General features: G+C 59.8%; 20 protein-coding genes and 1 riboswitch. Of the genes, 11 read left to right on the top strand and 9 right to left on the bottom strand.

The genetic code is table 11. The annotated features are described in order from the left end of the window. The 3 genes from DBR44_RS03475 to DBR44_RS03465 are packed head-to-tail and all read right to left on the bottom strand — an operon-like array spanning nt 1 to nt 3,126. Nucleotides 1-1,548: an iron ABC transporter permease gene (locus DBR44_RS03475; protein ID WP_124642109.1), complete on the bottom strand. Its 1,548-nt coding sequence runs from the start codon at nt 1,546-1,548 to the stop codon at nt 1-3. Further along, on the bottom strand, nt 1,541-2,113 hold the full coding sequence (locus DBR44_RS03470) for a GNAT family N-acetyltransferase (RefSeq protein WP_124642107.1): 573 nt from the start codon (nt 2,111-2,113) through the stop codon (nt 1,541-1,543). Before DBR44_RS03470 ends, DBR44_RS03475 begins: the two co-directional genes overlap by 8 nt. Further along, nucleotides 2,113-3,126, bottom strand: a complete 1,014-nt coding sequence (locus DBR44_RS03465) for a thiamine ABC transporter substrate binding subunit (protein WP_124642105.1) — start codon at nt 3,124-3,126, stop codon at nt 2,113-2,115. The genes DBR44_RS03470 and DBR44_RS03465 overlap by 1 nt, the downstream gene beginning before the upstream one ends. Nucleotides 3,127-3,182: 56 nt before the next feature. Beyond that, nucleotides 3,183-3,274: riboswitch (TPP riboswitch) on the bottom strand. Nucleotides 3,275-3,455: 181 nt separating this feature from the next. Between DBR44_RS03465 and DBR44_RS03460 the strand changes: the two genes are divergently transcribed. The 4 genes from DBR44_RS03460 (at nt 3,456) to DBR44_RS03445 (ending at nt 7,266) form a co-directional block, all read left to right on the top strand. Further along, complete coding sequence (locus DBR44_RS03460; protein WP_124642103.1) at nt 3,456-3,791, top strand: hypothetical protein; 336 nt, start codon at nt 3,456-3,458, stop codon at nt 3,789-3,791. A 49-nt stretch (nt 3,792-3,840) separates the two neighbouring features. Beyond that, the gene (locus DBR44_RS03455) at nt 3,841-5,349 is read left to right on the top strand and encodes a DUF1800 family protein (RefSeq protein WP_233578340.1); all 1,509 of its coding nucleotides are present in this window, start codon (nt 3,841-3,843) and stop codon (nt 5,347-5,349) included. Nucleotides 5,350-5,371: 22 nt separating this feature from the next. Further along, entirely contained in the window at nt 5,372-6,559 is a 1,188-nt protein-coding gene (locus tag DBR44_RS03450) for a DUF1501 domain-containing protein (protein WP_124642101.1), read from the top strand. A 470-nt stretch (nt 6,560-7,029) separates the two neighbouring features. Then, nucleotides 7,030-7,266, top strand: coding sequence for a hypothetical protein (locus DBR44_RS03445; protein WP_124642099.1), 237 nt, complete (start codon nt 7,030-7,032; stop codon nt 7,264-7,266). A gap of 62 nt (nt 7,267-7,328) precedes the next feature. Here DBR44_RS03445 and DBR44_RS03440 read toward each other — a convergent pair whose 3' ends face one another. From DBR44_RS03440 to DBR44_RS03430, 3 genes are all read right to left on the bottom strand, one after another. Then, on the bottom strand, nt 7,329-7,604 hold the full coding sequence (locus DBR44_RS03440) for a hypothetical protein (protein WP_124642097.1): 276 nt from the start codon (nt 7,602-7,604) through the stop codon (nt 7,329-7,331). Between the two features lie 278 nt (nt 7,605-7,882). Next, nucleotides 7,883-8,200: a hypothetical protein gene (locus DBR44_RS03435; protein ID WP_124642095.1), complete on the bottom strand. Its 318-nt coding sequence runs from the start codon at nt 8,198-8,200 to the stop codon at nt 7,883-7,885. 305 nt (nt 8,201-8,505) lie between these two features. Then, nucleotides 8,506-8,922 carry a hypothetical protein gene (locus tag DBR44_RS03430; protein ID WP_124642093.1) on the bottom strand — a complete coding sequence of 139 codons (417 nt, stop codon included), beginning with the start codon at nt 8,920-8,922 and terminating at the stop codon, nt 8,506-8,508. Nucleotides 8,923-10,128: 1,206 nt separating this feature from the next. Here DBR44_RS03430 and DBR44_RS03425 point away from each other — a divergent pair. From DBR44_RS03425 to DBR44_RS03400, 6 genes are all read left to right on the top strand, one after another. Continuing rightward, nucleotides 10,129-10,950 (top strand): hypothetical protein, encoded by an 822-nt coding sequence (locus tag DBR44_RS03425; protein WP_124642090.1) that lies wholly within the window; start codon nt 10,129-10,131, stop codon nt 10,948-10,950. A gap of 274 nt (nt 10,951-11,224) precedes the next feature. Then, a complete protein-coding gene (locus DBR44_RS03420) occupies nt 11,225-12,913 on the top strand; it encodes an ATP-binding protein (protein ID WP_124642088.1) in 1,689 nt (562 codons plus the stop codon). Continuing rightward, complete coding sequence (locus tag DBR44_RS03415; RefSeq protein WP_124642086.1) at nt 12,910-13,281, top strand: response regulator; 372 nt, start codon at nt 12,910-12,912, stop codon at nt 13,279-13,281. The genes DBR44_RS03420 and DBR44_RS03415 overlap by 4 nt, the downstream gene beginning before the upstream one ends. Before the next feature lie 98 nt (nt 13,282-13,379). Next, nucleotides 13,380-16,157 carry a PAS domain-containing hybrid sensor histidine kinase/response regulator gene (locus DBR44_RS03410; RefSeq protein WP_124642084.1) on the top strand — a complete coding sequence of 926 codons (2,778 nt, stop codon included), beginning with the start codon at nt 13,380-13,382 and terminating at the stop codon, nt 16,155-16,157. 3 nt (nt 16,158-16,160) lie between these two features. Continuing rightward, entirely contained in the window at nt 16,161-17,246 is a 1,086-nt protein-coding gene (locus DBR44_RS03405) for an HD domain-containing phosphohydrolase (protein WP_124642082.1), read from the top strand. Further along, complete coding sequence (locus DBR44_RS03400; RefSeq protein WP_158613549.1) at nt 17,239-19,140, top strand: diguanylate cyclase; 1,902 nt, start codon at nt 17,239-17,241, stop codon at nt 19,138-19,140. Before DBR44_RS03405 ends, DBR44_RS03400 begins: the two co-directional genes overlap by 8 nt. Before the next feature lie 119 nt (nt 19,141-19,259). On the opposite strand, the gene phhA is transcribed toward DBR44_RS03400, so the two are convergent. Then, nucleotides 19,260-20,153, bottom strand: coding sequence for a phenylalanine 4-monooxygenase (gene phhA / locus DBR44_RS03395; protein ID WP_124642078.1), 894 nt, complete (start codon nt 20,151-20,153; stop codon nt 19,260-19,262). A 138-nt stretch (nt 20,154-20,291) separates the two neighbouring features. Here phhA and DBR44_RS03390 point away from each other — a divergent pair, with 138 nt between their 5' ends. Further along, a complete protein-coding gene (locus tag DBR44_RS03390; protein WP_124642076.1) occupies nt 20,292-20,765 on the top strand; it encodes an Lrp/AsnC family transcriptional regulator in 474 nt (157 codons plus the stop codon). Between the two features lie 3 nt (nt 20,766-20,768). Here the strand turns inward: DBR44_RS03390 and DBR44_RS03385 are convergent, their stop codons facing one another. Then, complete coding sequence (locus tag DBR44_RS03385; protein ID WP_124642074.1) at nt 20,769-21,692, bottom strand: DUF808 domain-containing protein; 924 nt, start codon at nt 21,690-21,692, stop codon at nt 20,769-20,771. Nucleotides 21,693-21,818: 126 nt separating this feature from the next. Continuing rightward, nucleotides 21,819-22,727, bottom strand: coding sequence for an ion channel (locus DBR44_RS03380; RefSeq protein ID WP_124642072.1), 909 nt, complete (start codon nt 22,725-22,727; stop codon nt 21,819-21,821). Nucleotides 22,728-22,734 lie beyond the last annotated feature (7 nt).

Genomic DNA, 22,734 nt, shown 5'->3' with positions numbered 1-22,734 from the left:
TCAGGACTCCTTGCGCAACTGCCGTTCGGCGGCAGACGGCCATTCGATCATCAGAAAAGCCAGCAGCGCCAGCAACATCAACAGACAGGCCAGCAGCATGGCGCTGGCGGCATTGTCGGCCCCTGGCCGGCCCAGCCGCTGGTAGATCAGCGTGGTCAGGGTCAGCCATTCCGGCCGCGACAAAAACAGCGTCACGGCAAATTCACCCAATGCGGTAGCCGCAGCAAAGGCCAAGCCACGGCGGAAGGCCGGCCGCAGCAAAGGCCATTCGATACGGGCAAACACCCGCAAGGGGCTGGCCCCCAGACTGCGTGCGGCCTGCGGCCAGTGACGTGGCAGGCTGTCCAGCGCACCAGCCAGGCTGCGCGCCACAAAGGGATAGGCCAGCAAGGCATAGCTGGCCAGCAGCAGGGGCAGACTGGCGCTCCACTGCGGGTAGAGCAGCAACAGGCCAAACGCCACGCACACTGGCGACACCACGAAAGGAAGAAAGGCCAGTGCCCGCAAGCACAAGCTACCGCGCGCCGCCAGGGCATGCAGCCAGCCCAGCACCGCAGCCAGCAGCACGGCCATGGCACTGAAACGGGCCGAGTTGCCCAGTGCCAGCAGCACTTCCTCGTCGTGCAGCAGGCTGAAACCGGAAGCAGCCAGCGCCTGCATGGCGCGCCACAGCACCGCCAGCAGAGGCAGGCCGGCAAACAGCAGCAACAAGGCCAGCGCCGCCGCCAGTTGCAGCCACTCCAGACCCTGCGGACGGCGCGGCAGCACCGGGTCCACCTTTAGCGGCGCAGCCAGACGGCGCTCCAGCCAGGCATACAGCATGGCCACCGCCCCGGTCACCAGCAGCATCAACAGCGCCAGTGCGCCGGCATCGGCCAGGTTCAGTTCGTAGGACACCAGCTGATAGATCTCTACCTCCACCGTGGCATAGCGCTGCCCACCCAGCAGCAGCGCCAATCCGAAGCCAGAGAAGCAATACAGGAATACCAGGCACAAGGCGGACAACAACCAGGGCCGCACCGCCGGCCATTCCACCCGCCAGAACACCCGCCATGGCGTGGCACCCAGCGTGCGGGCGGCAGCCAGCCGGCTGGCCGGTATCTGCGCCAGCCCTTCGCAGGCGGCGCGGATCACCAACGGCAGATTGAAAAACAGATTGCCATACAGCAATAGCCAGGGCGTGTCCTGCAGATTCACCCCCAGCAAGCCCTGCGGCCCGAACAGCGCCAGCACGCCCATGGCCGCCACCAGGGTGGGCATGACAAAGGGCAGCATCAGCAGGCGCAGGCTGAGGCTGCGGCCAGGAAAACGATAGCGCGCCAGACACCAGGCAATCGGCAGGCCGATCAGTAAGGCGGCCACACAGCTGGCAGCGGCCTGCAGCAAGGACCACAGCACGCGCCATTGCAGATAGCGGTCGGCAAACAGGTCGGCGGACACCGCGCCCTGCCCTTCCTGCAACAAACGCAGCAAGGGCAGGATGGACATCAGCAGCAAAAAGGCCAGCGGCAATAACGCCAGCCCTGCACGACGGCCGCGCTCAGACATGGCGCTGCCGGGTAAAAGGCCAGTCGGCAACCAGCACGTCTTCCGGACCGTCTTCCGGGTCGTCCACCCGTTCCAGCCATTGGAAACCCAGGCTGGCGGCCAGCGCCTGCGAGGGCAGATTATCCGGGCTGATGGACAGCACAAAGCGCTTCACCCCGGCGGTTTCCACCGCCCAGCCGGCGCAGGCCAGCAGCGCCTCGGTGGCATAACCCTGGCGCCGGAAAGCCGGCAGCACGGTATAGCCCAGCTCGACATCACCACGCCCCCGCAGATAGGCATGACCGGGACAGGTATGGAAATTGATATGGCCCACTAGTTGGCCATCCTCCCGCCGCAGCATGGCGCGCATCGACCACGGCGCATACTCCGGCTCGTTTTCCATTTGTTCCAGCCGCAGCGACATCACCGCCGCTTCTTCCAGCCAGCTGATGGGCAAGGGGGCACCCAGCCAGCGCGCCGCCTCGGCCAGCCGCGCTTCCATGCTGGCCTGCAGCATGGCAGGCGTCAGGTGACGCAGGATCAGCCGCGGGCTGAGGATGTCAGGAACCGTGCTCGCGGTGGGCATTACTGGCCGGACTTCAGCACGATGCGTGTCCACTTGCCGACCCAGCCGGCGCTCTTGGCCGCAATCTGTTGCTGGTCAGGCGTAGTGTGGGTTGCCGGCTTTTCGGCATGCTGGAATACCGGATCCAGCGCGATGCCAGGCTGCACCGGATACATCCACATCGTGGTGGGGATATCCTTCTGCACGGCGTCCGAGCGCAGGAAGGCAACAAATTTGCGCGCCAGCGCGGCTTGCTGGCCGCCCTTCACCAGCACAGCGCCTTCCACTTGCTGGAATACCGCGCCAGGCAGCAGCAGGTTGGCGGTGGGCGAGGTGCTGAGTTTTTCCTTGCTATAGAACACTTCTGCCGCCGGGCTGGTGGCATAGCTCACCACGATGGGACGCGCGCCGCCGTTGCGCGAGAAGTCGGTGTAATAGGCCTCGGTCCAGCCCTTGCTCACCTTGACGCCGTTGTCGCGCAATTTGGCCCAGAAAGCCATGGCCTTGGTCTCACCCATGGCGGAGATGGTCGACAGCAGGAAAGCCAGACCGGGGCTGGAAGTTGCCGGATTTTCCACCACCAGCAGGTCCTTGTAGGCCGGACGGGTCAGGTCGTCCAGGGTCTTGGGCAGCGGCAGCTGCTTCTTGGCAAACCAGGCCTTGTCGTAGTTCAGCGTGACATAGCCATAGTCGATGCTGGTGGCACCCGGCAGCAGCGGCTGGCCGGACTTGCGCTCTGCAGCTTCCGGCAACAACACACCAGCAGCAGCGGCCTTGCCCATCATGGTGTTGTCGATGCCGTACACCACGTCGGCAATGGGATTGGCGCGGGTCAGGATCAGCTTGTTGACCATCTCGCCGGCATCGCCGGCCTTGATGATGCTGAGTTTGACGCCATTCTGCTGCTCGAACTCCGCCAGCAAGGGCTTGGACACGGCAAACGAGCTATGGGTAAGCACGCGCAGTTCGGCGGCATGGCTCAGGCCGGCCAGCAGCAGCGCGCTGATGAGACTAGTGGTTTTGAACAACTGCATGACATTCTCCGTGCGACAAGGCGCAATCGCCGGAGCAAGCGGAACAACAGATGGTGGGGCCTTCTGCATCACGCTCCCTCCGCTGGCATTATCCAGTTCAGGTTCTAGGGTGTTTCTCAGCCCGCTAGGGGCACCCCTGGTGATTGGCGGCATCCTTACAGATACCTGCCGACATGCTTGCTTACAAGGCGTTACCGTTTATTCACGAAAATTAACAGCCCGCAGCAAACAGAAAACGAATTGTACACACTTTCCCCCCATGATGAATTCACAACAACAGCACGCTTGTTCAAACCGCAGCACTCGCCGATAACCCAAGGAACAAAATCATGAAACTGTCCGCTCACATCATGCTGATCAGCCTGTCCGCTCTCACCTTCGCCACCCTGTCGAGCACTGCCTCGGCCGCAACCGAATGGCAAAAGCAGCACCCGCGCCGCGCTGAAGTGAACCACCGTCTGGCCAATCAGGACAAGCGCATCCACCAGGAACGCAAGGAAGGTGAAATCAGCAAACAACAAGCCCGCGAACTGCACCAACAGGACCACGCCATCCGCCAGCAGGAACGTGCCGATGCCCGTAAAAATCATGGCCACATCAGCAAGCAGGAACAAAGAAACCTGAATCAGCAAGAAAACAAGGTCAGCAAGGAAATCGGCAAGTAAACTTCAGCCATATTCCAAGCAATTACCGGCCAGAAGCTAGCCGGCCACGGTGGCCGAGCACGCTCTGGCCGGCCTGCCTTATACCGAAGAGCGAGCCTTTTCCATGAAATCGCATGCGCAAACAGCCATCCGCCTGATCCTGCTCTGCCTGCTGCCGCTCACCGCCTGGGCCGGCATTGGCGAAGAAGGGGCACGTCACTTGCTGTCGCGCACCGGCTTTGGTGCCAATCCGGCACAAATCGCCCTGTATGCCCCACTGGGCCGCCAACAGGCAGTGGACCGGCTGCTGGATCATGCCGTGTACAGCGCCCTCAGCGCGCCGCCCGCCTGGGTCAATGAACCATTCGACCACCCCGGCAAACCCAATCTGACCGAAGACGAAAAGAAAGCCCTGCAAAAAGAGCGCAACGAACATGCGCAAGAGTTGCGTGGCTGGTGGCTGGAAGAAATGCGCAGCACGCCCAGCCCGCTGACGGAAAAGATGACCCTGTTCTGGCATAACCATTTTGTTTCCGGGCTGGACAAGGTGGGCGTGCCGCAACTGATGTATCAGCAGAATGTATTGCTGCGCCATCAGGCACTGGGCAACTTCGGCCAGCTGCTGCACGCCATCGCCCGCGATCCGGCGATGATGCGCTATCTGGACACGGTGAATAACCGCAAGGGCCAGCCAAACGAGAATTTTGCCCGCGAAGTGATGGAGCTGTTCACCCTGGGCGAAGGCCATTACAGCGAGCAGGACATCCGCGAAGCCGCGCGTGCCTTTACCGGCTGGTCGCTGGACAAGGACTTCCAGTTTGTCTACCGCCCCAATCAGCATGACAACGGCGACAAAACCATCTTCGGCCAGCAAGGCAATTTCGATGGCGACGACGTGCTGGACATGCTGCTGCGCAAACCGCAGACCGCGCGCTTTGTCACCATCAAGCTGTGGAAAACCCTGGTGTCGCCCACCCCGAACGAGGCCGACATCCAGCGCCTGTCCGCGCTGTTCTACCGCGACAATTACGAAATCCGTCCGCTGCTGCGCGCCATGCTGCTGACACCGGCCTTCTGGCAAAGCCAGGGCCAGTTGATCAAGTCCCCGCTGGAACTGACCGTGGGCACGCTGGTGACCTTCGACCTGACCCCGCCGGACTGGCGTGCGCTGGCCGGGCTCAACCGCCAGTTGGGCCAGGACGTGTTCAACCCGCCCAATGTCAAAGGCTGGCCCGGTGGCGAAGTATGGATCAACAGCGCCACCCTGCTGACGCGCAAGCAGTTTCTGGACCGCCTCAGTCATGATGCCGCGCCCATTCGCAACAACTTCGTCAAAGCCGATAGCCAGATGGACGAAGCCCGCGGGCGCGAGGCACGTATCCAGCGGATGATCCAGGCCGGCTTGCGCCCGATCAAGCTGCAACCAGACGAGTGGACCGCCATCTACCATATCCGTACTGCAGCCGATAGCGCCCGCCTGCTACTGGCCGTGCCACCGGCCCAGCCGCTGCCGGAAGGCATGAGCGGCGCACAAGCCATTGCGCCCTTGCTGCTGGACCCGGCTTACCAGGTTCATTGAAACCACTACCAGGGACTCTGCCATGTTTCAACGCCGCGAATTTCTCAAGGCCATGGGGGCCGGCCTGCTGGTTTCAGTACTGCCGAATCTCAGCTATGCACTGGCACCGGCCGCTTACCAGCGCCTGCTGGTGCTGATCGAGCTAAAAGGTGGCAATGACGGGCTCAATACGGTCATCCCCTACGCCAGCGATGACTACTATCGCCTGCGCCCCGCCATCGGTATTCCCCGGCCGCAAGTACTGCAACTAAATGAACAGATCGGCCTGCACCCGGCCATGAGCAGCCTGCTGCCCTTGTGGCAAAACCACCAGCTGGCGGTGCTGCAAGGCGTAGGCTATCCCGAGCCCAATCTGTCGCACTTTCGTTCCATCGAAATCTGGGAAACGGCCTCGGCCAGCAACCAGTATCTGGGCGAAGGCTGGCTGACCCGGCTGTTTCGCAGCCAGCCGGTACCGGCCGGCTTTGCTGCCGACGGCGTCGTGCTGTCCAGCCAGAACCTGGGGCCGCTGGATGGCGGAGCGCGCGCCGTGGTGCTGAGTAACCCGCAGGACTTCGCCCGTCAGGCCAAGCTGGCAGCAGACCAGCAGGCCGGCGCACACAGCGGCGCGCTGTCGCACATTCTCAAGGTGGAGGGCGATATCCGTACCGCAGCCAATGCCCTGCAACAACCCGCAATGAAACCAGCGGCCAATCCGGCCGATGCCCCCACCGCGCCGCCCAAGGCAGCAGGCGGCTTTGCCCAGGCCATCAACACTCTCGCTGACATCCTGCAAAACGGCACCCGCATCGCGGTGGCACGCATCACCCTCACCGGCTTTGACACCCACGGCAACCAGCAGCCCACCCAGGCCCGCTTGCTGGGCGAACTGGCCGACGGCCTGGCCTTGCTGCAACACCGTTTGCAGGCACAGGGCCGCTGGGACGATACCCTGGTGCTGAGCTATGCCGAGTTTGGCCGCCGGCCACGCGAAAACGGCAATCGCGGCACCGATCATGGCACCGCCAACAGTCATTTCATGCTGGGCGGCCGGGTCAAGGGCGGCCTGTACGGCCAGACACCGCTACTGGCGGGCGTGACGGATGGCAACCTGCCCTATGCCATCGACTTTCGCCAGCTGTACAGCACCGTGGTGCAAGACTGGTGGGGCAAGGACGCCCGCCAGCTATTCGGCGGCCATTTCGAGCGACTACCGCTGTTGCGGGCCTGAGCCAGCTCGCCCCGGACACCAATCAAGCCTGCCAAGGCGGACAGCACCCGCCGCCAGGCAGGGGGATGCCAGGATGTATCGGTATACGCGGTGGAAATCACCAGAGTTTGCATCCGCTCACGCGGATAATGATTTGAGTGCCGCTTCCGCGCGGCGGACGGGAAAGAGGGCTTGCCTGGCCAAGCCCTCCTTCACCTCCCAGGCCACCCCACAAGCATGGCCTGCGGCTGCCCGACAGGTCCCGCCCGGTGCGAGGCGCGCCTGAACTCGCGATTTGCTAACGTCAAATCGCTCAAACAGGGCAGGCGCTTAACACCTCGCCCCGGCCACCCGTCGGCATGCTTGACGGGGCCCAAGGGTGGCGTAGGTGAAGTGGGAAAAGTCGGGAGATGTGGGTGACTTCGTGTGCCAAAGTCGAATTACTGAAAATGGGATTTCTGCTTTCGACTTGATGTTAGGCAGATTCCAGCATGGGCAAGATTTTGATGGCATTATTCATCGTGGTGTACGCACTACTCATACTGCTCTATTTGCCCGATACCAAAAAGTGCAAAGTCGTACGCCCTGGCTACAGTTTGGAAAAAGACATTCGCCAGCAAGCCAAAGCAGGGAATCAGCTCGCCAAACTGATTACCCTGCTTCAGAGGCTGGTGGTGGCATACGTTACGATTAGTGTCGTCTTGATTTTTTTGACAAAGATGAGATAAGGGACTGGCTGCTTGAACACGGAGCATTAGCACACGCAGTTTTTCCTAATGTTGAAATGGCTTCATGTGACAAAAAACAGCACCAGCATGCCTATGGTCACAATGAAAGCATAGGGGAAATCAAGAAATAATGGCAGCGTGAGAAGCGTGATAAACCCGATAACTGGCAGTGAGACTATTCTCACAATTTTGTTAGCGGGTAGAAATTCAAGCATTCGGCTGAATCGCCAGCGTGACCTATCGTATTTCCAGTCGATATTATAAAGCCCAGGAATAAGTCGCTCGCCCAATAACATCAAGTAAGCGAAAGACAGAAACCCAAAAAGTAGTTGCAACATAACTGAATCCGTGGTTGGTTTTTTGATATGTCAATTACGAGTAATCATATTGATTTTCCTTCAAGGCGGCTAGGTGTTTGAACACTGACACCAGAACGGCTCGCAGCTTTCCCTTGTGAGTCTTTCATAACTGTGTACATCCGGCCGTAGACGGACATTGCCCTGTAGAAAGGGGCAACGCGAAAGCTATGGATGTGCAAAGGCTGCTGCACATGCAGCGCCTTGGAAGTGACCGGAAACGACCCAAAGTGACTGACTATCGATCACGCACATGAAACTTACTTATTAATATTATCGTCCACCCCAGACAAATATAACAATATTAAACCAATAACAATTGCAAAAATAATAAAAATAGCATAATTGGCCGTTGAGTCACGAGCTTTCTGACGCCGCACTTCATACTTTAAAATCGTACTATCATAAGACTCTACAGCAACACCGTCAGCCTCAATGGAAAATACCACTCTACCATTGACACCCCTCATACGAACCCAGCCCAATTTTACTTTGGAACCAATTTTGTCTGAAAAATTTTTCCACAGACTAATCGCGGTGTTCTTTGAAAAAACGCAAGCTACAGTCGGAGTAGCCACAAGCCACAGCGTCCTTGTAATCATAAAAATTATTATCAATCAATAAAATTCTAGAATTCCCTCCCGTGCACTTACCTGGCCTATATTGAACCGTGCCAATTGAGAACTTAATATCTAAGTGTAATACCTAGAATCAACAACTTAATTATCTTAGGTGTTGCCAATTGCAAAAAATTGACTCCAACCACAAAAAAATCAGCTCAAGCCTTACAAGCATTTATTTTTCCGAACAGATAATCTGAACTTCCTTTCCGGCCAACTGCAGTCTACCAGAGCACAACAGTCTAAATATGTCGATTGCATAATCAAAACCAAGTACCAGCCAAAGCACTACCAGAAACAACCAGGCCAATAGGTGAGAAAATAGCTGCAAAGATGGTAATGACCTGCACCCAGTATTGACGAGTGTATTTTTCTTTTTTTCTAAGAACAAATGCAGTGATGAATGCTAGTGAAGTCGGGAAAAATAAAAAAATCGGTAGTTGCACATTTTCTGCAAAAATAATTAGCACAGACTTAGGTCTGACAGGTGGAGTTTTTACCCAGAAAAATGCATAGCCAAGCATAAGGATCGCAGTTAATGCAATCACCAATGCAATCACAACTGCAATAAATTGCAGCGCCCTATTTGTGAAATTATTGCTTGCAAGGGTAATGCTTTTATTGACAAGAAAAGCATAGCCAAAAAATAGTAAAAAAACAAAACATAGCTCTTTCATCATCTTCCCAACCAAAATGAAATTCAAACTTCATTGATATTGCCGAAAATAAATTAGCAGTTAACAAGAATGAAAAATAAGAATTTTTGTGTTCAGATGGACAATACAGCGGAAACTTTTATTTATCCATCAGCATTAAGCAATCAATAAAAACTGCACGCACACCTAGTGAAAAATAGATAATTCCTGCTGCGACCAACCCAACTGCTGGGCTAAAAAATCGCAAAAACAGAAGCGAGAGGCCACTTATAAATTTGCAACTGCTTCCTTATGCATGAATTGCACCACGAATCAAAATATCGCTATCATCCACAATGCCGAACACACCAAAAATCAAATCAGACCAACCCAAAATGGTGCTTCCACAATACATACCTACCCTCGCTGGATTTCTGGATTTAATGAAAGAGTAATTTCGTTTGAGTTTAGTCAGTGGTGGTGGGTGACTGCTCTTGGCCGATACCAGTCATGCTAGCGCATTGACATGGAAAAATCCTGACCTGTATCAGTACCCCATCTACGCAGTTATTCGCTATCGCAAGCAGCGCATCAATACGCCACGGGCCCCGTCAAGCATGCCGACGGGTGACTGGTGCGAACTAAGTAAGCACCTGCCCTGTTTAAGCGATTTGACGCTAGCAAATCGCGAGTTCAGGCGCGCCTCGCGGCGGTCGGGACCTGTCGGGCAGCCGCAGGCCATGCTTGTGGGGTGGCATTTGGGGTTGGAAGGGGCCTTTGGCCAAACAAAGGCTCCTTCTCCGCCGCCGTGCGGACGCGGCAGGAAAATCATCATCCGCGTCAGCGGATACAGAACCTATGTTTGCTTTAAGCTCGCCATGCGCCAAGTCGCGCAGATTGCGCAGATGACAGGAATTGGCCAGACAGGGAATCGGCTCGGACCAGGACCTACCCCCTGCTCCACCACGGCGTGGATAAAAAAAGGGCCTGGGCAATATTACCCAGGCCTGGCTTGATGCACGATTAAAGCCGCAGATTGCAACGGGACAGACTCACTCGCAAACCCGGCGCCACCGGGGATGCACTGTGCTATATGCAAACACCGTGCCAGCTTTTTCCCCGTGATTTTCAGAGTATTTCAACTGTGTGGCCGGCCATTTCTTGCTGCATCGCACCAAAATCTAGCCGTAAGCGCACCGAATTCAGGATTTCCTGCACAACGCTGTAGCATGATTACGCTATGATTAGCGCATGAATACGCCTGCCAACACCAGCAAACCAGTGCCGCAGCCCGAAGTCGAACTGCGCGCGCCGGAAAACGAGAGCACCCTCGCCACCCTGGCCATGCCGCTGGGCGAAACGGTATTGACGCTGACCGCCAGCGGGCTACCCATATACGGCATTCTGCACCGCAGCCGCGCCATGACAGGTCAATCAGATTTCTTCCGCCTGCAATTCCGTGGCTTTGCCCGTACCGAAGGCAACCAGTGGCTACATTACGCCAATGACGACGCCCGCTTTCACACCAGCTACAACTGCGCCTGGGTGCGGGTGGACCACCCTAGCCGCTCGGTCACCTTCGGCCCCAAAAACGGCGTCAACTGTACGGAAGCCTTTACCGGGCTCGGGCTGGATACCTTTCTGTTTGCCCAGACCATCAGCTGGGTCAAGGGTGCCTACCCTGAATACGCCATCAGCCCGGGCCTGATTGGCATCACCGGCAATGCCAGCGAAGAAGAAAAGCTGCGCCGCAATGCCTTCTATGCCAGCCAGGGCTTCCAGTTTGACTGGCAGGATGCCGCACAGCGCACCGGCCTGTATTTCAAGGACAAGGTCAGCCGCCTGCTGGGCGTGTGGGACAAGGAGCACATTCAGGAAGTGGGCGGCGAAGCCATGCTGCAATCGCTGGCGTTGCAGGATGAAACCCGTGCCGCGCTGGAAGAGAAGGTCAACCGGCTGGAGTCGTCCTATAGCAGCATCAAGTCGGCCCTGCAAAGAGAGCGCAATACCTCGCAAATCCTGATGGGGGTACTGATTCTTGGGGTGATGCTGGCTTTATGGGCCTTGATTTAAGCTGCTAGCCGGTTTAATCCCTACCGGTTTTTAAAGTTAAACTCTATAAAAAGACATGGGCATGCCTTAAATCAAACTTCGATTTAGCGGCAGCCACTACCATTCTGGCATGGCGGGATGGCCGATAAAGCCGCAGCCAAGGGCACAGGGGTGTTGAGCGCGGGAACCAGCTACGACAACAGGCACTCCTCTGCCAGCGGCCAGCTTCGCGGCCAATAATCAAAAAATAAAGACATGGCTGTTTCTTCGGGCAGAAGCAGCAAGCGGGGCAAAGATGAAACAAGAGAAACACGGCATGGCCGGGCTGTTCCAGCACAGCCTGGGCAGATTGAGCCTGGAATGGGTGATTCCACTATTCAGCCTGTTCCTGATCGCCATGATCTGGAGTGCGGTGCTATGGCAGGTCAATACCGACCATGCCCGCAGCCGGCTGGAAATGCAGCGGCAAAGCGAAAACATGGTGCGGGTGTTTGAAGAACACATCTCGCGCACCATCCGCGCCGTCGACCAGTCGGTGCTCTTCCTGAAATACGAGTACGAGTCCGAAGGCAACAAGATGGACCTGCCGCACTATCTGAAGCAGGGCATCATCCAGAGCCAGTTGTTTGTGCAGATTGCCGTCATCGGGCCGGATGGCATGCTGGAAATGTCCAGCGTGCCCAACTTCAAGCGGGTTGATCTGAGCGACCGCGAACATTTCAAGGTGCATATTGCCAAGGACAGCGGCCAGCTGTTCATCAGCAAGCCGGTACAGGGCCGCGCCTCGAAGAAATGGTCGCTGCAGTTTACCCGCCGCATCAACAAGCCGGATGGCAGCTTTGGCGGCGTGGTGGTGGTGTCGGTCGACCCGTTTTACTTTACCAGCTTCTACAAAGACCTCGATCTGGGCAAAGCCGGTGTGGTCACGCTGGTGGGCCAGGATGGCATCGTGCGCGCCCGCACCAGTGCCAAGACTACCGGCATCGGCATGGATATTCACAGCAGCGGGCTGTTCAAGCAATGGCCCGGGCATGACCACGGTGCCTACCAGCAACTGAGCAGCATCGATCAGATACAACGTACGGTCAGCTTCCGCGCGGTGGAAGGCTACCCGCTGGCGGTGCTGATGGGCGTGGGCGAACAGGAAGCCATGGCGGACTATTACGAGCACCGCAATGCCTACTTCACCGTCGCCGCCATCATGTCGCTGCTGGTATGCCTGGCCGGCTATGTGATGTACCACATGGCGGCCAACCTGAAAAACAGCAAGGCACAGGCCGAGTCTGCCAACCGCATGAAGTCGGAATTCCTCGCCCACATGTCGCACGAGTTGCGCACGCCGCTGAACGGCATTCTGGGTTGCTCGGAATTCCTGCAAACCACCCTGAGTGATCCGGCGGATCTGGAAACCGCCGGCATGATCCACAAGAGCGGCCAGCATTTGCTGAAGCTGGTCACTTCCATTCTCGACATGGCACGTATCGAAGCCGGCCGCATGCCAATGGAAATTGTCGAGGTACAATTGGCGGCGATGCTGCGCGACACCGTCGAACTGTACCGACCACAGGCCGAGGGCAAGGGCTTGCAGCTGATGCTTGACTACCGTCAGGCCGAGGGCTGCCCGGACCGCTTCCGGCTCGACCGCACCAAGCTGACCCAGGTACTGAACAATCTGCTGGACAATGCGGTGAAGTTTACCGAGCACGGCAGCATCCAGATCGATGCCCGCGTCAGCGCACATGAATTACAGCTGGATATCCGCGACAGCGGCTGCGGTATTCCGCTTGAGCAACAACAACTGGTCTTCGAACGCTTCCGCCAGGCCGATGCCTTCCTGACCCGCGCCCAGAGTGGCTCCGGGCTGGGGCTGGCCCTGGTGAAGGAACTGGTCCGGCTGATGTCCGGCAAGGTAGGCTTTGAATCACAAGTCGGCGTGGGCACCGTATTCCACGTCAGCATTCCCCTGGAAGGAAAACAAGAATGAGCGTGCTGGACACCATTCTTGTCGTGGACGACGACGAGATCAACCGCAAGGTGGCTGGCCTGTTCCTGCAACGCATGGGCTGGAAAACCGACCAGGCAGTCAGTGCTTTCGAAGCCCTGGAACAGCTGCAGCAACATGAATACTACTGTGTCCTGCTGGACATCAGCATGCCGGGCATGAGCGGCATCGAACTGTGTCGCCACCTGCGTGGCAACCCGCGCTGGCACGACTTGCGACTGATCGCCTACACCGCCCACGCCATGAGCGACGAGCAGGAAGTCATGCTGCAGGCCGGCTTTGACGCCATCGTCACCAAACCGCTGACCCGCGACAGCCTGATCGCCGCACTGGCTGCCCCGACAGACTGAGCCGCCAGCCAGCTGTTGTTGACCCGAACAAAAATGCGGAGCACACGCACCATGCATGCCCTAAGCCACACGACATCCCTCGCGGAGCACAGTTAACGGTGCGACAGCAAGACAAGCCAACAGGCAACCATGTCGCCGCCACTGCCGGCGACAGCAACACCAGCCACCACATTGATGGCGCGCTGCTGCAGCAACTGGAACAACTGGGTGACCTGGTTCAAGACTGCGACAGCAAGGGACAACTGCTGTATGCCAATCCGACGTGGCTGCACACGCTGGGCTACACCGCCGGCGAGCTGTCAACGCTGAATGTATTCCAGCTGCTGGCGGAAGACAGTCATGCCGCCTTCCGTGAGCAGGCGGCGCTGATCGCCCGCGGCCAGCGCCCCCCGGCCATCGAGCTGCTCATGCGCGATCGCAGCGGCCAGGCCCTGTCGGTACTGGCCAGTTTCAGTCCGCTGCCCAGGGAAAACGGGGACCAAGACGGGGATGACGCACTGCGTCTGCTGCTGCGCGACATCACCCAGCAGAAAAAGCAGGAACAATGGCTGACCACCCTGCTGGACAATATGGACGACGGCATCATCGCCATGGACATGCAGGGCCGGCTCACCTATATGAACCAGGAGGCCGAACGCCTGCTGGGCTGGAGTTTCGCCGAGCTGCATGGCCTGAATGTGCACCAGCACATCCATCACCACCGCGCGGACGGCAGCGAACTGTCGCTGGAAGACTGCCCCATCTATCAATCGGTACAGCAGAAGGCCAGCTACCGCTCCAGCGACGAAGTATTTTTCCGCAAGGACGGCCAGCCACTGGAAGTACGGGTCAGCAACACCCCGCTGCTGCTCAGGCAGCAACTGGCCGGCAGCGTCACCACCTTTGCCGACATCAGCGCCAGCCGGCTGCGCGAACAGCAGATGCTGCAGGCCACCCGTGCGGCCGAAGCGGCGGCACGCGCCAAGAGCGAGTTCCTGGCCACCATGAGCCATGAAATCCGCACGCCGCTCAACGGCGTCATCGGCATGATCGATCTGCTGATGGACACCCCGCTGGACGCCGAGCAATCCGACTTCGCCCGCACCATCAAGATGTCGGCCGACACCCTGCTGTCCATCATCAACGACATTCTGGATTTTTCCAAAATCGAAGCCGACGGGCTGGAAATCGAACAGATCGACTTTTCGCTGCGTCAGCTGCTGGAAGGCACGGTCGACATCGTCGCCAACAAGGCGCATGGCAAGGGCCTGACCCTGGCCAGCTTTGCCACGGCCGAAGTACCGGACAGCCTGCAAGGCGACCCGACCCGCCTGCGGCAGATCCTGCTGAACCTGCTGTCTAATGCCATCAAGTTCACCGAACAGGGCATGGTGCTGGTTTCCGCCACGCTGGAACAGCCCCAGCAACAGGGCATCCAGTTGCGCCTGTGCGTCAAGGACACCGGTATCGGCCTGACCGAGCAGGCCAAGAGCCGGCTGTTCCAGCCCTTCTCCCAGGCAGACAGCTCCACCACGCGCAAATATGGCGGCACCGGCCTGGGGCTGGCCATCTGCAAACGGCTGGCCGAAGCCATGGGCGGCAGCGTGGGGCTGGATAGCACGCCGGATGTCGGCTCGGAATTCTGGGTCAGCATCCCGCTGCAAGCCACCGGCAGCGACAGCTGCCTGCATGCAACGGCCACGCCAAGCCAGCACCTGGTGTTGGTGGCGGGCGACAGCGACAACAACCAGCAGCTATGGAGCCATTACCTGGACAGCTGGGCCCTGCCCCACCAGCGCGCCGCAGGCCTGGCCAGCATGCTGGAAACCCTGCGCCAGCTGGATGCCAGCGGTAACAAGCCCGATGTACTGCTGCTGGTGGAGCCGCTACCGGATGCCACGCTGGAGCAAGCCATCCAGACCCTGAGCCTGGAAGGCATTCCCATGGTGGTCTGTCTGAACGAACCAGATGGCACGCGCAAGGCCAGCCTCGCCCAGCAGGGCATTGCGGTATTGCACAAACCGATGAAACAGTCGGCGCTGCTGGACGCACTGGCCGTGCAATGGACGCCAGGCAGCATACGCCTGCATACCCCGGAAGCCGCCGTGGTGCCGGTCAGCCTGCGCCCGGTGCAGCACTACCGCCTGCTGCTGGCCGAGGACAATGCGGTCAACCAGCGCGTGGCCGCCAGCATGCTGCACAAGCTGGGCTACCGGGTGGACGTGGTCAGCCACGGCGGCGAAGTATTGCAAGCCATCGCCCAACAACAGTACGACGCCATCCTGATGGACTGCCAGATGCCGGAAATGGATGGCTACCAGGCCACCCAGGCCATACGCCGCCAGGAAAGCGAAGCCGCACAAGGTGGACACCTGCCCATCATCGCCATGACCGCCAATGCCATGGAGGGCGACCGCGCCATCTGCCTGGAAGCCGGCATGGACGACTACCTGGCCAAGCCCATCGAATTTGCACGGCTCAAGGCACTGCTGTTGCAATGGCTGCCCCAGCAGATGGCTACCAGCAGCCATGCCGCACCGGCCAGCCGCGATAACAGCGCGCCGGGCAGCTTCACCGTGCAGCGCCTGACCGAATTCCTTGGCGACGACCCGGCCAGTATTGGCGAAATGCTGGACATCTTCCGCGATTCGCTGCTGCGCTGGCGCGAACGACTGCGGCTGGACATCCACAGCGGCGGCCTGGGGCTGAAACAGCTGGCGCACGAGCTAAAAGGCAGTGCCGCCAATGTCGGTGCCGATGCCCTCGCAGCCCTCGCCGGCCAACTGCACGCGGCGGCGGCAGACAACAAGCAGGACAGCATCCGCAGCATTGCCGCGCAGATTGAAAGCGAAATGCAGGCCCTGCTCGTCTTCATCGCCGCTTACGGAAAGGACTGAGCCATGTCGCACGTCATCGTGGTGGACGACAACGACACCAACCTGCTGCTGCTGCGCCATATCCTGCAGAAGCTGGACGGCGTCACGGTAGACACCTTCGCCGATCCGCTGCAGGCGCTGCAATGGTGTCGGCAGCACGAGCCCGATCTTATCCTGCTGGATTACATGATGCCGGAGATGGATGGCCTGGAATTCATGCGCCGTTTCTTTGCCCTGCCGCAGCGCCAGGATGTGCCGGTGGTGATGGTCACCGCCGATACCGAGCGCGATGTGCGCCATCTGGCATTGCAGCAGGGTGCGCGCGACTTCCTGACCAAGCCGGTGGACAAGGTGGAACTGACGGTGCGGGTGAGCAACCTGCTGGCACTGCGCAAGAGTACCCAGAAACTGGCCAACCGCGCGGCCTGGCTGCTGGAAGAGGTCAAGCAGGCCACGGCGGAAATCCGCGCCCGTGAAAAGGAAGCCATCCTGCGCCTGTCGCGGGCGGCTGAATACCGCGACCAGGAAACCGGTGCCCACCTGCTGCGCATGTCGGCCTATACCCGGCTGATCGCCCGCCAGCTGGGACTGCCGCTGCAAGAGCAGGAAATGCTGCAGGAAGCCGCGCCCATGCATGATATCGGCAAGGTGGGCATTCCTGATGCCATCCTGCTCAAGCCCGGCAAGCTGAGCGAGGAAGAAATGGCCATCATGCGCCAGCACCCGCTGTTCGGGCATGAAATCCTTGCCGACTCGGTATCGCCGCTATTGCAATGCGCCGCCGTGGTGGCGCTCAGCCATCATGAAAAATTCGATGGCAGCGGCTACCCGCACGGCCTCTCCGGCCAGGATATCCCGCTGTGGGGCCGCATTGTCGCCGTCGCCGATGTATTCGATGCCCTCACCTCGGCCCGCCCCTACAAACAAGCCTGGCCGCTGGAGCGGGCAAGGCAGCATCTGGAAGCCCAGAAGGGAGCACATTTCGACCCGGACTGTGTCGATGCCCTGTTCGCCCTCTGGCCCGAAGTCATGACCATTCGCCAACGCTATGCGGATGAGCAGGATCCACCCTCGCTACCGGCCGACAGCCGGGGAGCTGGCCATGCTTGAAACCGCAACCTTCAATGAACTCAAGATCAGCGGCAACCTGCCCTCGCCCAAGGGCAGTGTGCTCAAGGTCATGCAACTGAGCGAGCACAATAATGTGCCGCTGCCGGAACTGATCGCCGTCCTGAATACCGACCCGGTGATGATAGGCCGCCTGCTCAAGGTGGCCAATTCCGCCGCCTTCTTGCGCAGCCGGCCTGCTGTGGCACTCACCCCCGACGTGCTGATGGCCATCGGCCTGAACGCGGTACACCAGGTGGCCCTCACCTTTGCCCTGGTGGCCGAGCATCGCCGTGGCCAGTGCCGGCAATTCGACTACGACCACTACTGGTCACGTGCCCTGGCCTGCGGTACGGCCATGCAATTGCTGGGCAGCCCGCAGCGGCTGGCGCCACCCGGCGAGCTGTTTACCATCGGCATGCTGTCCTCCATCGGCCAGCTGGCCATGGCCACCCTGCACCCGGAGTCCTACGGCGAGCTGATCGCCAGCCACGGCGGCCCCTATGCCCCGGTACTGGCGCGGCTGGAGGCTGATCAGTTCGGCTATCACCACCTGGACATCGCCAGCGCGCTGCTGCGCGACTGGGGCCTGCCCAAGATGTTCTGCGATGCCGTCACCCTGCACGAAGAAGCTGATGCCGCCAGTGCCAGCGACGGCTCGCGCGCCGCACGGCTGGCACTGTGCCTGCGCCTGGCGGCGCAAGTGGCCGATCTGTGTTTTCTGGATGGCGAAGCCCGCCTGCATGCCTATGAAACGGTTAAGAAGCAGGCAGCCAAGATGGAAATCGACCCGAGTCATTTCCCGCGCCTGTGCGACGAGGTGGTGCGCGAATGGCGCGAATGGAATGCCCAACTGGCCATTACCACACCGGAAGTCGAATCCTTTGCCCTGCTGGAACGCCGCAACAGCATGGTGCCGCGCCTGCCGGAAGCCGAGGAAGAGCAGGAAGCGCTGCATATTCTGGTGGTGGAAGACGAGCCCAGCCAGCGCATGATGCTGCAACGCCTGCTGCAGATACTGGGGCATAAGGTCGAAGTGGCCGCCGATGGCCAGGAAGCCTACGACATCGTGCTTGACAAGCGCCCACAGCTGGTGATTACCGACCTGGCCATGCCCGGCCTGGACGGCCTGCAGCTGATCCGCCGCCTGCGCGCCATTCCGGAAGGCCGTCAGCTCTACATCATCGTGCTGACCATTCTGGACGATGAAGACAATCTGGCCGAGGTGTTCAGCAGCGGTGCCGACGACTTCATCAGCAAGCCGATTCCGCCACGCATCCTGCAGGCGCGGCTGAAGGCCGGCCAGCGCATCATCCAGGAACAGCGCAGCCTGCGCCAGGAACAGGAGCTGCTGCGCCGCCACCTGGAAGAGCTGTCCATCGACAACCAGCTGGCACAGGAAGCCGCCCAGACCGACGGCCTGACCGGCCTGTACAACCGCCGCTATGCCATGCGCTATCTGCCGCAGATCTGGGACGAAGCCCGGCTCAGCCAGCAGCCTCTGTCAGCACTGATGCTGGATATCGACCACTTCAAGGTGGTGAATGACGACCACGGCCACGATGTGGGCGACATCATCCTGCAGGAATTTGCCGGCATCCTGCGGCTGTTCTGCCGCCGCTCCGACATCATCTGCCGCTTTGGCGGCGAGGAATTTCTCATCATCCTGCCGGATACCCGGCTGTCCACCGCCATCCAGGTGGCCGAACGCATCCGCTCCACCCTGGCCAACCGCAGCATGGTGGCTTCTGGGCTGGCGCTGTGCCTGACGGTCAGCATCGGCGTGGCGGAGAAAAAGCCGGCCCAGGCCAATGTCGAGGCCTTGATCAAGGCGGCGGATCAGGCGCTGTACCAGGCCAAGCGCACCGGACGCAACCGGGTGGAAGCCGCACTCTGAGCCGCCGCATCGGCTAGCTGGAGCCGCCAAACGCACAAGGCCGGCACCCCTGGGGGCCGGCCTTGTGCTGAGCCATGCCAAGCGTGGCGCTCAGCACGTGTTCACCATCCAGAGAATGATCAGAGATCGTCGGTATCCGCCCAGCCTTCTTGATTGCCAATGTGAAACACCTTGTCGGCCGCATCCACATCGCCCGCACCCAGCGTGGGCAAGGCCTGCAGGGCTTGGTAGATCGGCGTGAAATCGACGGCGGTGGCCTCAAACAGCTGCTGGAAGCTGTCGATGACAAAGTAGCTTTTCTGGAAGGTGTCGATGCGATAGCGCGTGCGCATCAGCCGCTGCAAATCGAAACCGATACGGTTGGGGCTGGCACTGTCCAGGCAGTACAGCGATTCCGATTTGCTGGACAGGATGCCGGCACCGTAAATACGCATGCCTTGCGGTGTGTTGATCAGGCCAAACTCCACCGTGTACCAGTACAAGCGCGCCAGCACCGGCAGAAAACCCAGGTTCTTCGCCTTCATCCCGCCCTGGCCATAAGCCTGCAGGTAGTCGGCAAACACCGGATTGATCAACAGCGGCACATGGCCGAACAGGTCATGAAACACATCCGGCTCTTGCAGGTAATCCAGCTGATGCGGCTCGCGCAGCCACCAGGTCACCGGAAAGCGGCGATTGGCCAGATGCTCGAAAAACACGTCATCCGGAATCAGGCCCGGCACCGCCACCATGCGCCAGCCAGTGGCTGCCAGCAGCTTTTCATTCAGCCGGGCAAAGTCCGGCACCCGGTCGGCATCCACCTCCAGCTGTTGCAGGCCCTGCATGAACTCGTCACAGGCGCGGCCCGGCAACATGGCGCACTGGCGGCGATACAGCGTGGCCCAGGTGGCGTGGTCTTCGGCGCTATAGCGCTCCAGCGGCTGCGGCAGGGTGTAGTCGACAGGATCGTGGCGCAGTCCCTGGTTTTTACGGGTGGTGATATCGGGGACGACAAAATCGCTGCGGTCGTTCATGGCGGCAAATCCGGCGGGTGGGGATGCTTTCAGTGTAGAGGCGACAGCGTGCGGCGGGTCCGCAAGTTTTGCCTTGTCAGCAAAAAATTTGCATACTTGCCGCATCAAACAGCAAATTTACGCGGAGAATCTGCACCGATGGAACTGGATCGCTTTGACTGGCAGATTTTGCAGGCCTTGCAGCAGGATGCCCGCAGCACCCACCAGAAGCTGGCGCAGCAGATTGCCCTGTCTGCCTCGCAGATAGGACGTCGCATCCAGCGCATGGAAGAACACGGCGTGGTGCAGGGGTATCAGGTGAGCATCCTGCCGGAAAAAATCGGCCTGTCGGTGATGGCCTTCGCCCACGTCAGCCTGGAGCGCCACAGCGAAAGTTCGCTGCGCGAATTCGCCCAGGCCATCGATGCGCTGCCGGAAGTGCTGGAATGCTACGCCACCGCCGGCGAGGCCGATTATCTGCTGCGCATCGTGGTGGAAGACCTGCCCTCGCTGTCCCGCTTCGTGATGAACCGGCTGATGCAGCTGTCACTGGTGCGCAGCGTGAAATCCACCATCATTCTGGATGCGATAAAACACAGTAGCAAACTGCCGCTACAGCACGCACGCAGCTGAATCTCAACGGCGCACACGCTGCCAGCCCAGTAGCAGACCCAGCGCCAGGGTGCCTGCCACCATGCCCACCAGCACATCCAGCAAGGCCGGCAACAGCAAGCGGGCCAGCGCGCCTAACACCGGCAGATGCGACAGCGGGTGCACCAGCGCTTCGATGCCATGGTGCAGCGCCGGCCAGCCGTGGCTGATGATGCCGCCGCCCACCATGAACATGGCCACGGTTCCGACGATGGCCAGCGCCTTCATCAACCACGGCATGCCGCGAATCAGGCCGCGCCCCAGCATGCTGCGCAGCGGCCCACCCAGACGCAGCAGGTAAAGGCCGATATCGTCCAGCTTTACCAGCAGGCCGACAAAGCCATACACCCCAACGGTCATGATCAGCGCCACGCCGACCAGCACCACCAGTTGCGAAGTCAGGCTGGCAGCGGCGACCGTTCCCAGCGTGATGGCGATGATTTCGGCAGACAATACGAAGTCGGTGCGGATCGCTCCCTTCACCTTGTCCGCCTCGACCCGCAGCGGGTCGATGGCCGGGTCGGCCAGCATGGCTTCCAGCTCGGCCTCGTGTGCCACATCGTCTGCCTTGTCATGCAGCAAGGGATGGGCCAGCTTTTCCATCCCCTCCAGGCAGAGGTAAAGGCCCCCCAGCATCAATAGCGGCATCACCGCCCAAGGGGCAAAGGCACTGAGCGCCAGGGCCAGCGGCACCAGAATGGCCTTGTTGCACAAGGACCCCTTGACCACCGCCCACACCACCGGCAACTCCCGCTCGGCACGTACCCCGGACACCTGCTGCGCATTCAGCGCCAGGTCATCCCCCAGCACACCGGCAGTCTTGCGCGCGGCCACCTTGGTCATGGCCGCCACGTCATCCAGCACGGTGGCAATATCGTCAAGCAAAGTTAACAGGCTGGCTCCCGCCATGATTTTTCCTTCACATCCTGATGCAGCTGGCCCGGTGGGCCGCCACTGTTATTGGCAGCCGACATCGAGGCCGGCTGGTCCTGAGCGACAGGCCGGGTCATTGTAGCGGATGGAGGTGGCAGTGGCTCAGCCGCTGGCTTGCTCACCCGCCTGCACGCTGTCCGGCATGGGGGAGATATCGTGCAGCAGGCCGAAATCGACATGGTCTTCGCCATGCTCATCGGTATACAGCAAGTCCCGGTACTGGTAGTTCCAGCGGATGTCCTCATGCTGGAAGATATGCCGTGATGCCATGGGCTGACGGGTGATTTCATCACTGCCGCTGATGGACAGGATAAACCCGGCCTGCAGCTGCGCCAGCTCCTCCGCACTGCGGCCAAACAGCGGGCTGTGCGCGTCGATCACATGCATCAGCGTCCAGCTCAGCACGAACATGGGATGATGCTGGCGCTGCAGAGTCAGGTCGTGCAGTCGGCGCAGGCGGGTACCCTCGCTGCTGACCGTATTCAGCAACAGGTGCAACTGGGCCTGGGCATCGACAATCACGTTCTGCCGCGCATTGGCCGCCCTTAGCATCAGCACCTGCTGGCCATCCATGGGGCGGATCACCGGATGGTGGGAAAACACGATGCGCGAGCGCGGCAAGGAAAAGCGGGCAAAGGTCACCCCGGTCACCAGCGCCAGGCTCATCATGCCGATGAAGATTTCCAGCATGCTAACCGCATGGGCGTATACCGTCTGCGGGTGCATGTCGCCATAACCCACCGTGGCCAGTGTTTCCACGCTAAAGAAAAACGCGCCGCGAAAATCCTGCGGAAACTGGTTGGCAATACTGCCGGCCTCCAGCTGGTACAGGCCGGCAAACAGCAGGTTCAGCACAAAGAACAAGGCGGCAATGCACACGTAGAATTGCGGCCAGCTCATGGTCATGCTCACGTGATAGATATCGTGCGCCAGCCGCAGCGGCAATCGGTGCACATGAATGATGCGCCCGCCCACTTCCACCTGCCTTACCCTGCCGCGCTGCTGTTTCATCTGTCTG

Source organism: Aquitalea sp. FJL05, from assembly GCF_003852595.1.
Lineage (GTDB): Bacteria > Pseudomonadota > Gammaproteobacteria > Burkholderiales > Chromobacteriaceae > Aquitalea > Aquitalea aquatilis.
Note: the sequence above shows the minus strand (reverse complement) of the source record. Positions and strands in the feature narration are given on the sequence as shown.

Bases quoted from the DNA above. Each gene is read 5' to 3' on its own strand.
- DBR44_RS03475 (WP_124642109.1), bottom strand. From the start codon at position 1,548: ATGTCTGAGCGCGGCCGTCGTGCAGGGCTGGCGTTATTGCCGCTGGCC.
- DBR44_RS03470 (WP_124642107.1), bottom strand. From the start codon at position 2,113: ATGCCCACCGCGAGCACGGTTCCTGACATCCTCAGCCCGCGGCTGATC.
- DBR44_RS03465 (WP_124642105.1), bottom strand. From the start codon at position 3,126: ATGCAGTTGTTCAAAACCACTAGTCTCATCAGCGCGCTGCTGCTGGCC.
- DBR44_RS03460 (WP_124642103.1), top strand. From the start codon at position 3,456: ATGAAACTGTCCGCTCACATCATGCTGATCAGCCTGTCCGCTCTCACC.
- DBR44_RS03450 (WP_124642101.1), top strand. From the start codon at position 5,372: ATGTTTCAACGCCGCGAATTTCTCAAGGCCATGGGGGCCGGCCTGCTG.
- DBR44_RS03445 (WP_124642099.1), top strand. From the start codon at position 7,030: ATGGGCAAGATTTTGATGGCATTATTCATCGTGGTGTACGCACTACTC.
- DBR44_RS03440 (WP_124642097.1), bottom strand. From the start codon at position 7,604: ATGTTGCAACTACTTTTTGGGTTTCTGTCTTTCGCTTACTTGATGTTA.
- DBR44_RS03430 (WP_124642093.1), bottom strand. From the start codon at position 8,922: ATGATGAAAGAGCTATGTTTTGTTTTTTTACTATTTTTTGGCTATGCT.
- DBR44_RS03425 (WP_124642090.1), top strand. From the start codon at position 10,129: ATGAATACGCCTGCCAACACCAGCAAACCAGTGCCGCAGCCCGAAGTC.
- DBR44_RS03420 (WP_124642088.1), top strand. From the start codon at position 11,225: ATGAAACAAGAGAAACACGGCATGGCCGGGCTGTTCCAGCACAGCCTG.
- DBR44_RS03415 (WP_124642086.1), top strand. From the start codon at position 12,910: ATGAGCGTGCTGGACACCATTCTTGTCGTGGACGACGACGAGATCAAC.
- DBR44_RS03405 (WP_124642082.1), top strand. From the start codon at position 16,161: ATGTCGCACGTCATCGTGGTGGACGACAACGACACCAACCTGCTGCTG.
- DBR44_RS03400 (WP_158613549.1), top strand. From the start codon at position 17,239: ATGCTTGAAACCGCAACCTTCAATGAACTCAAGATCAGCGGCAACCTG.
- phhA (WP_124642078.1), bottom strand. From the start codon at position 20,153: ATGAACGACCGCAGCGATTTTGTCGTCCCCGATATCACCACCCGTAAA.
- DBR44_RS03390 (WP_124642076.1), top strand. From the start codon at position 20,292: ATGGAACTGGATCGCTTTGACTGGCAGATTTTGCAGGCCTTGCAGCAG.
- DBR44_RS03385 (WP_124642074.1), bottom strand. From the start codon at position 21,692: ATGGCGGGAGCCAGCCTGTTAACTTTGCTTGACGATATTGCCACCGTG.
- DBR44_RS03380 (WP_124642072.1), bottom strand. From the start codon at position 22,727: ATGAAACAGCAGCGCGGCAGGGTAAGGCAGGTGGAAGTGGGCGGGCGC.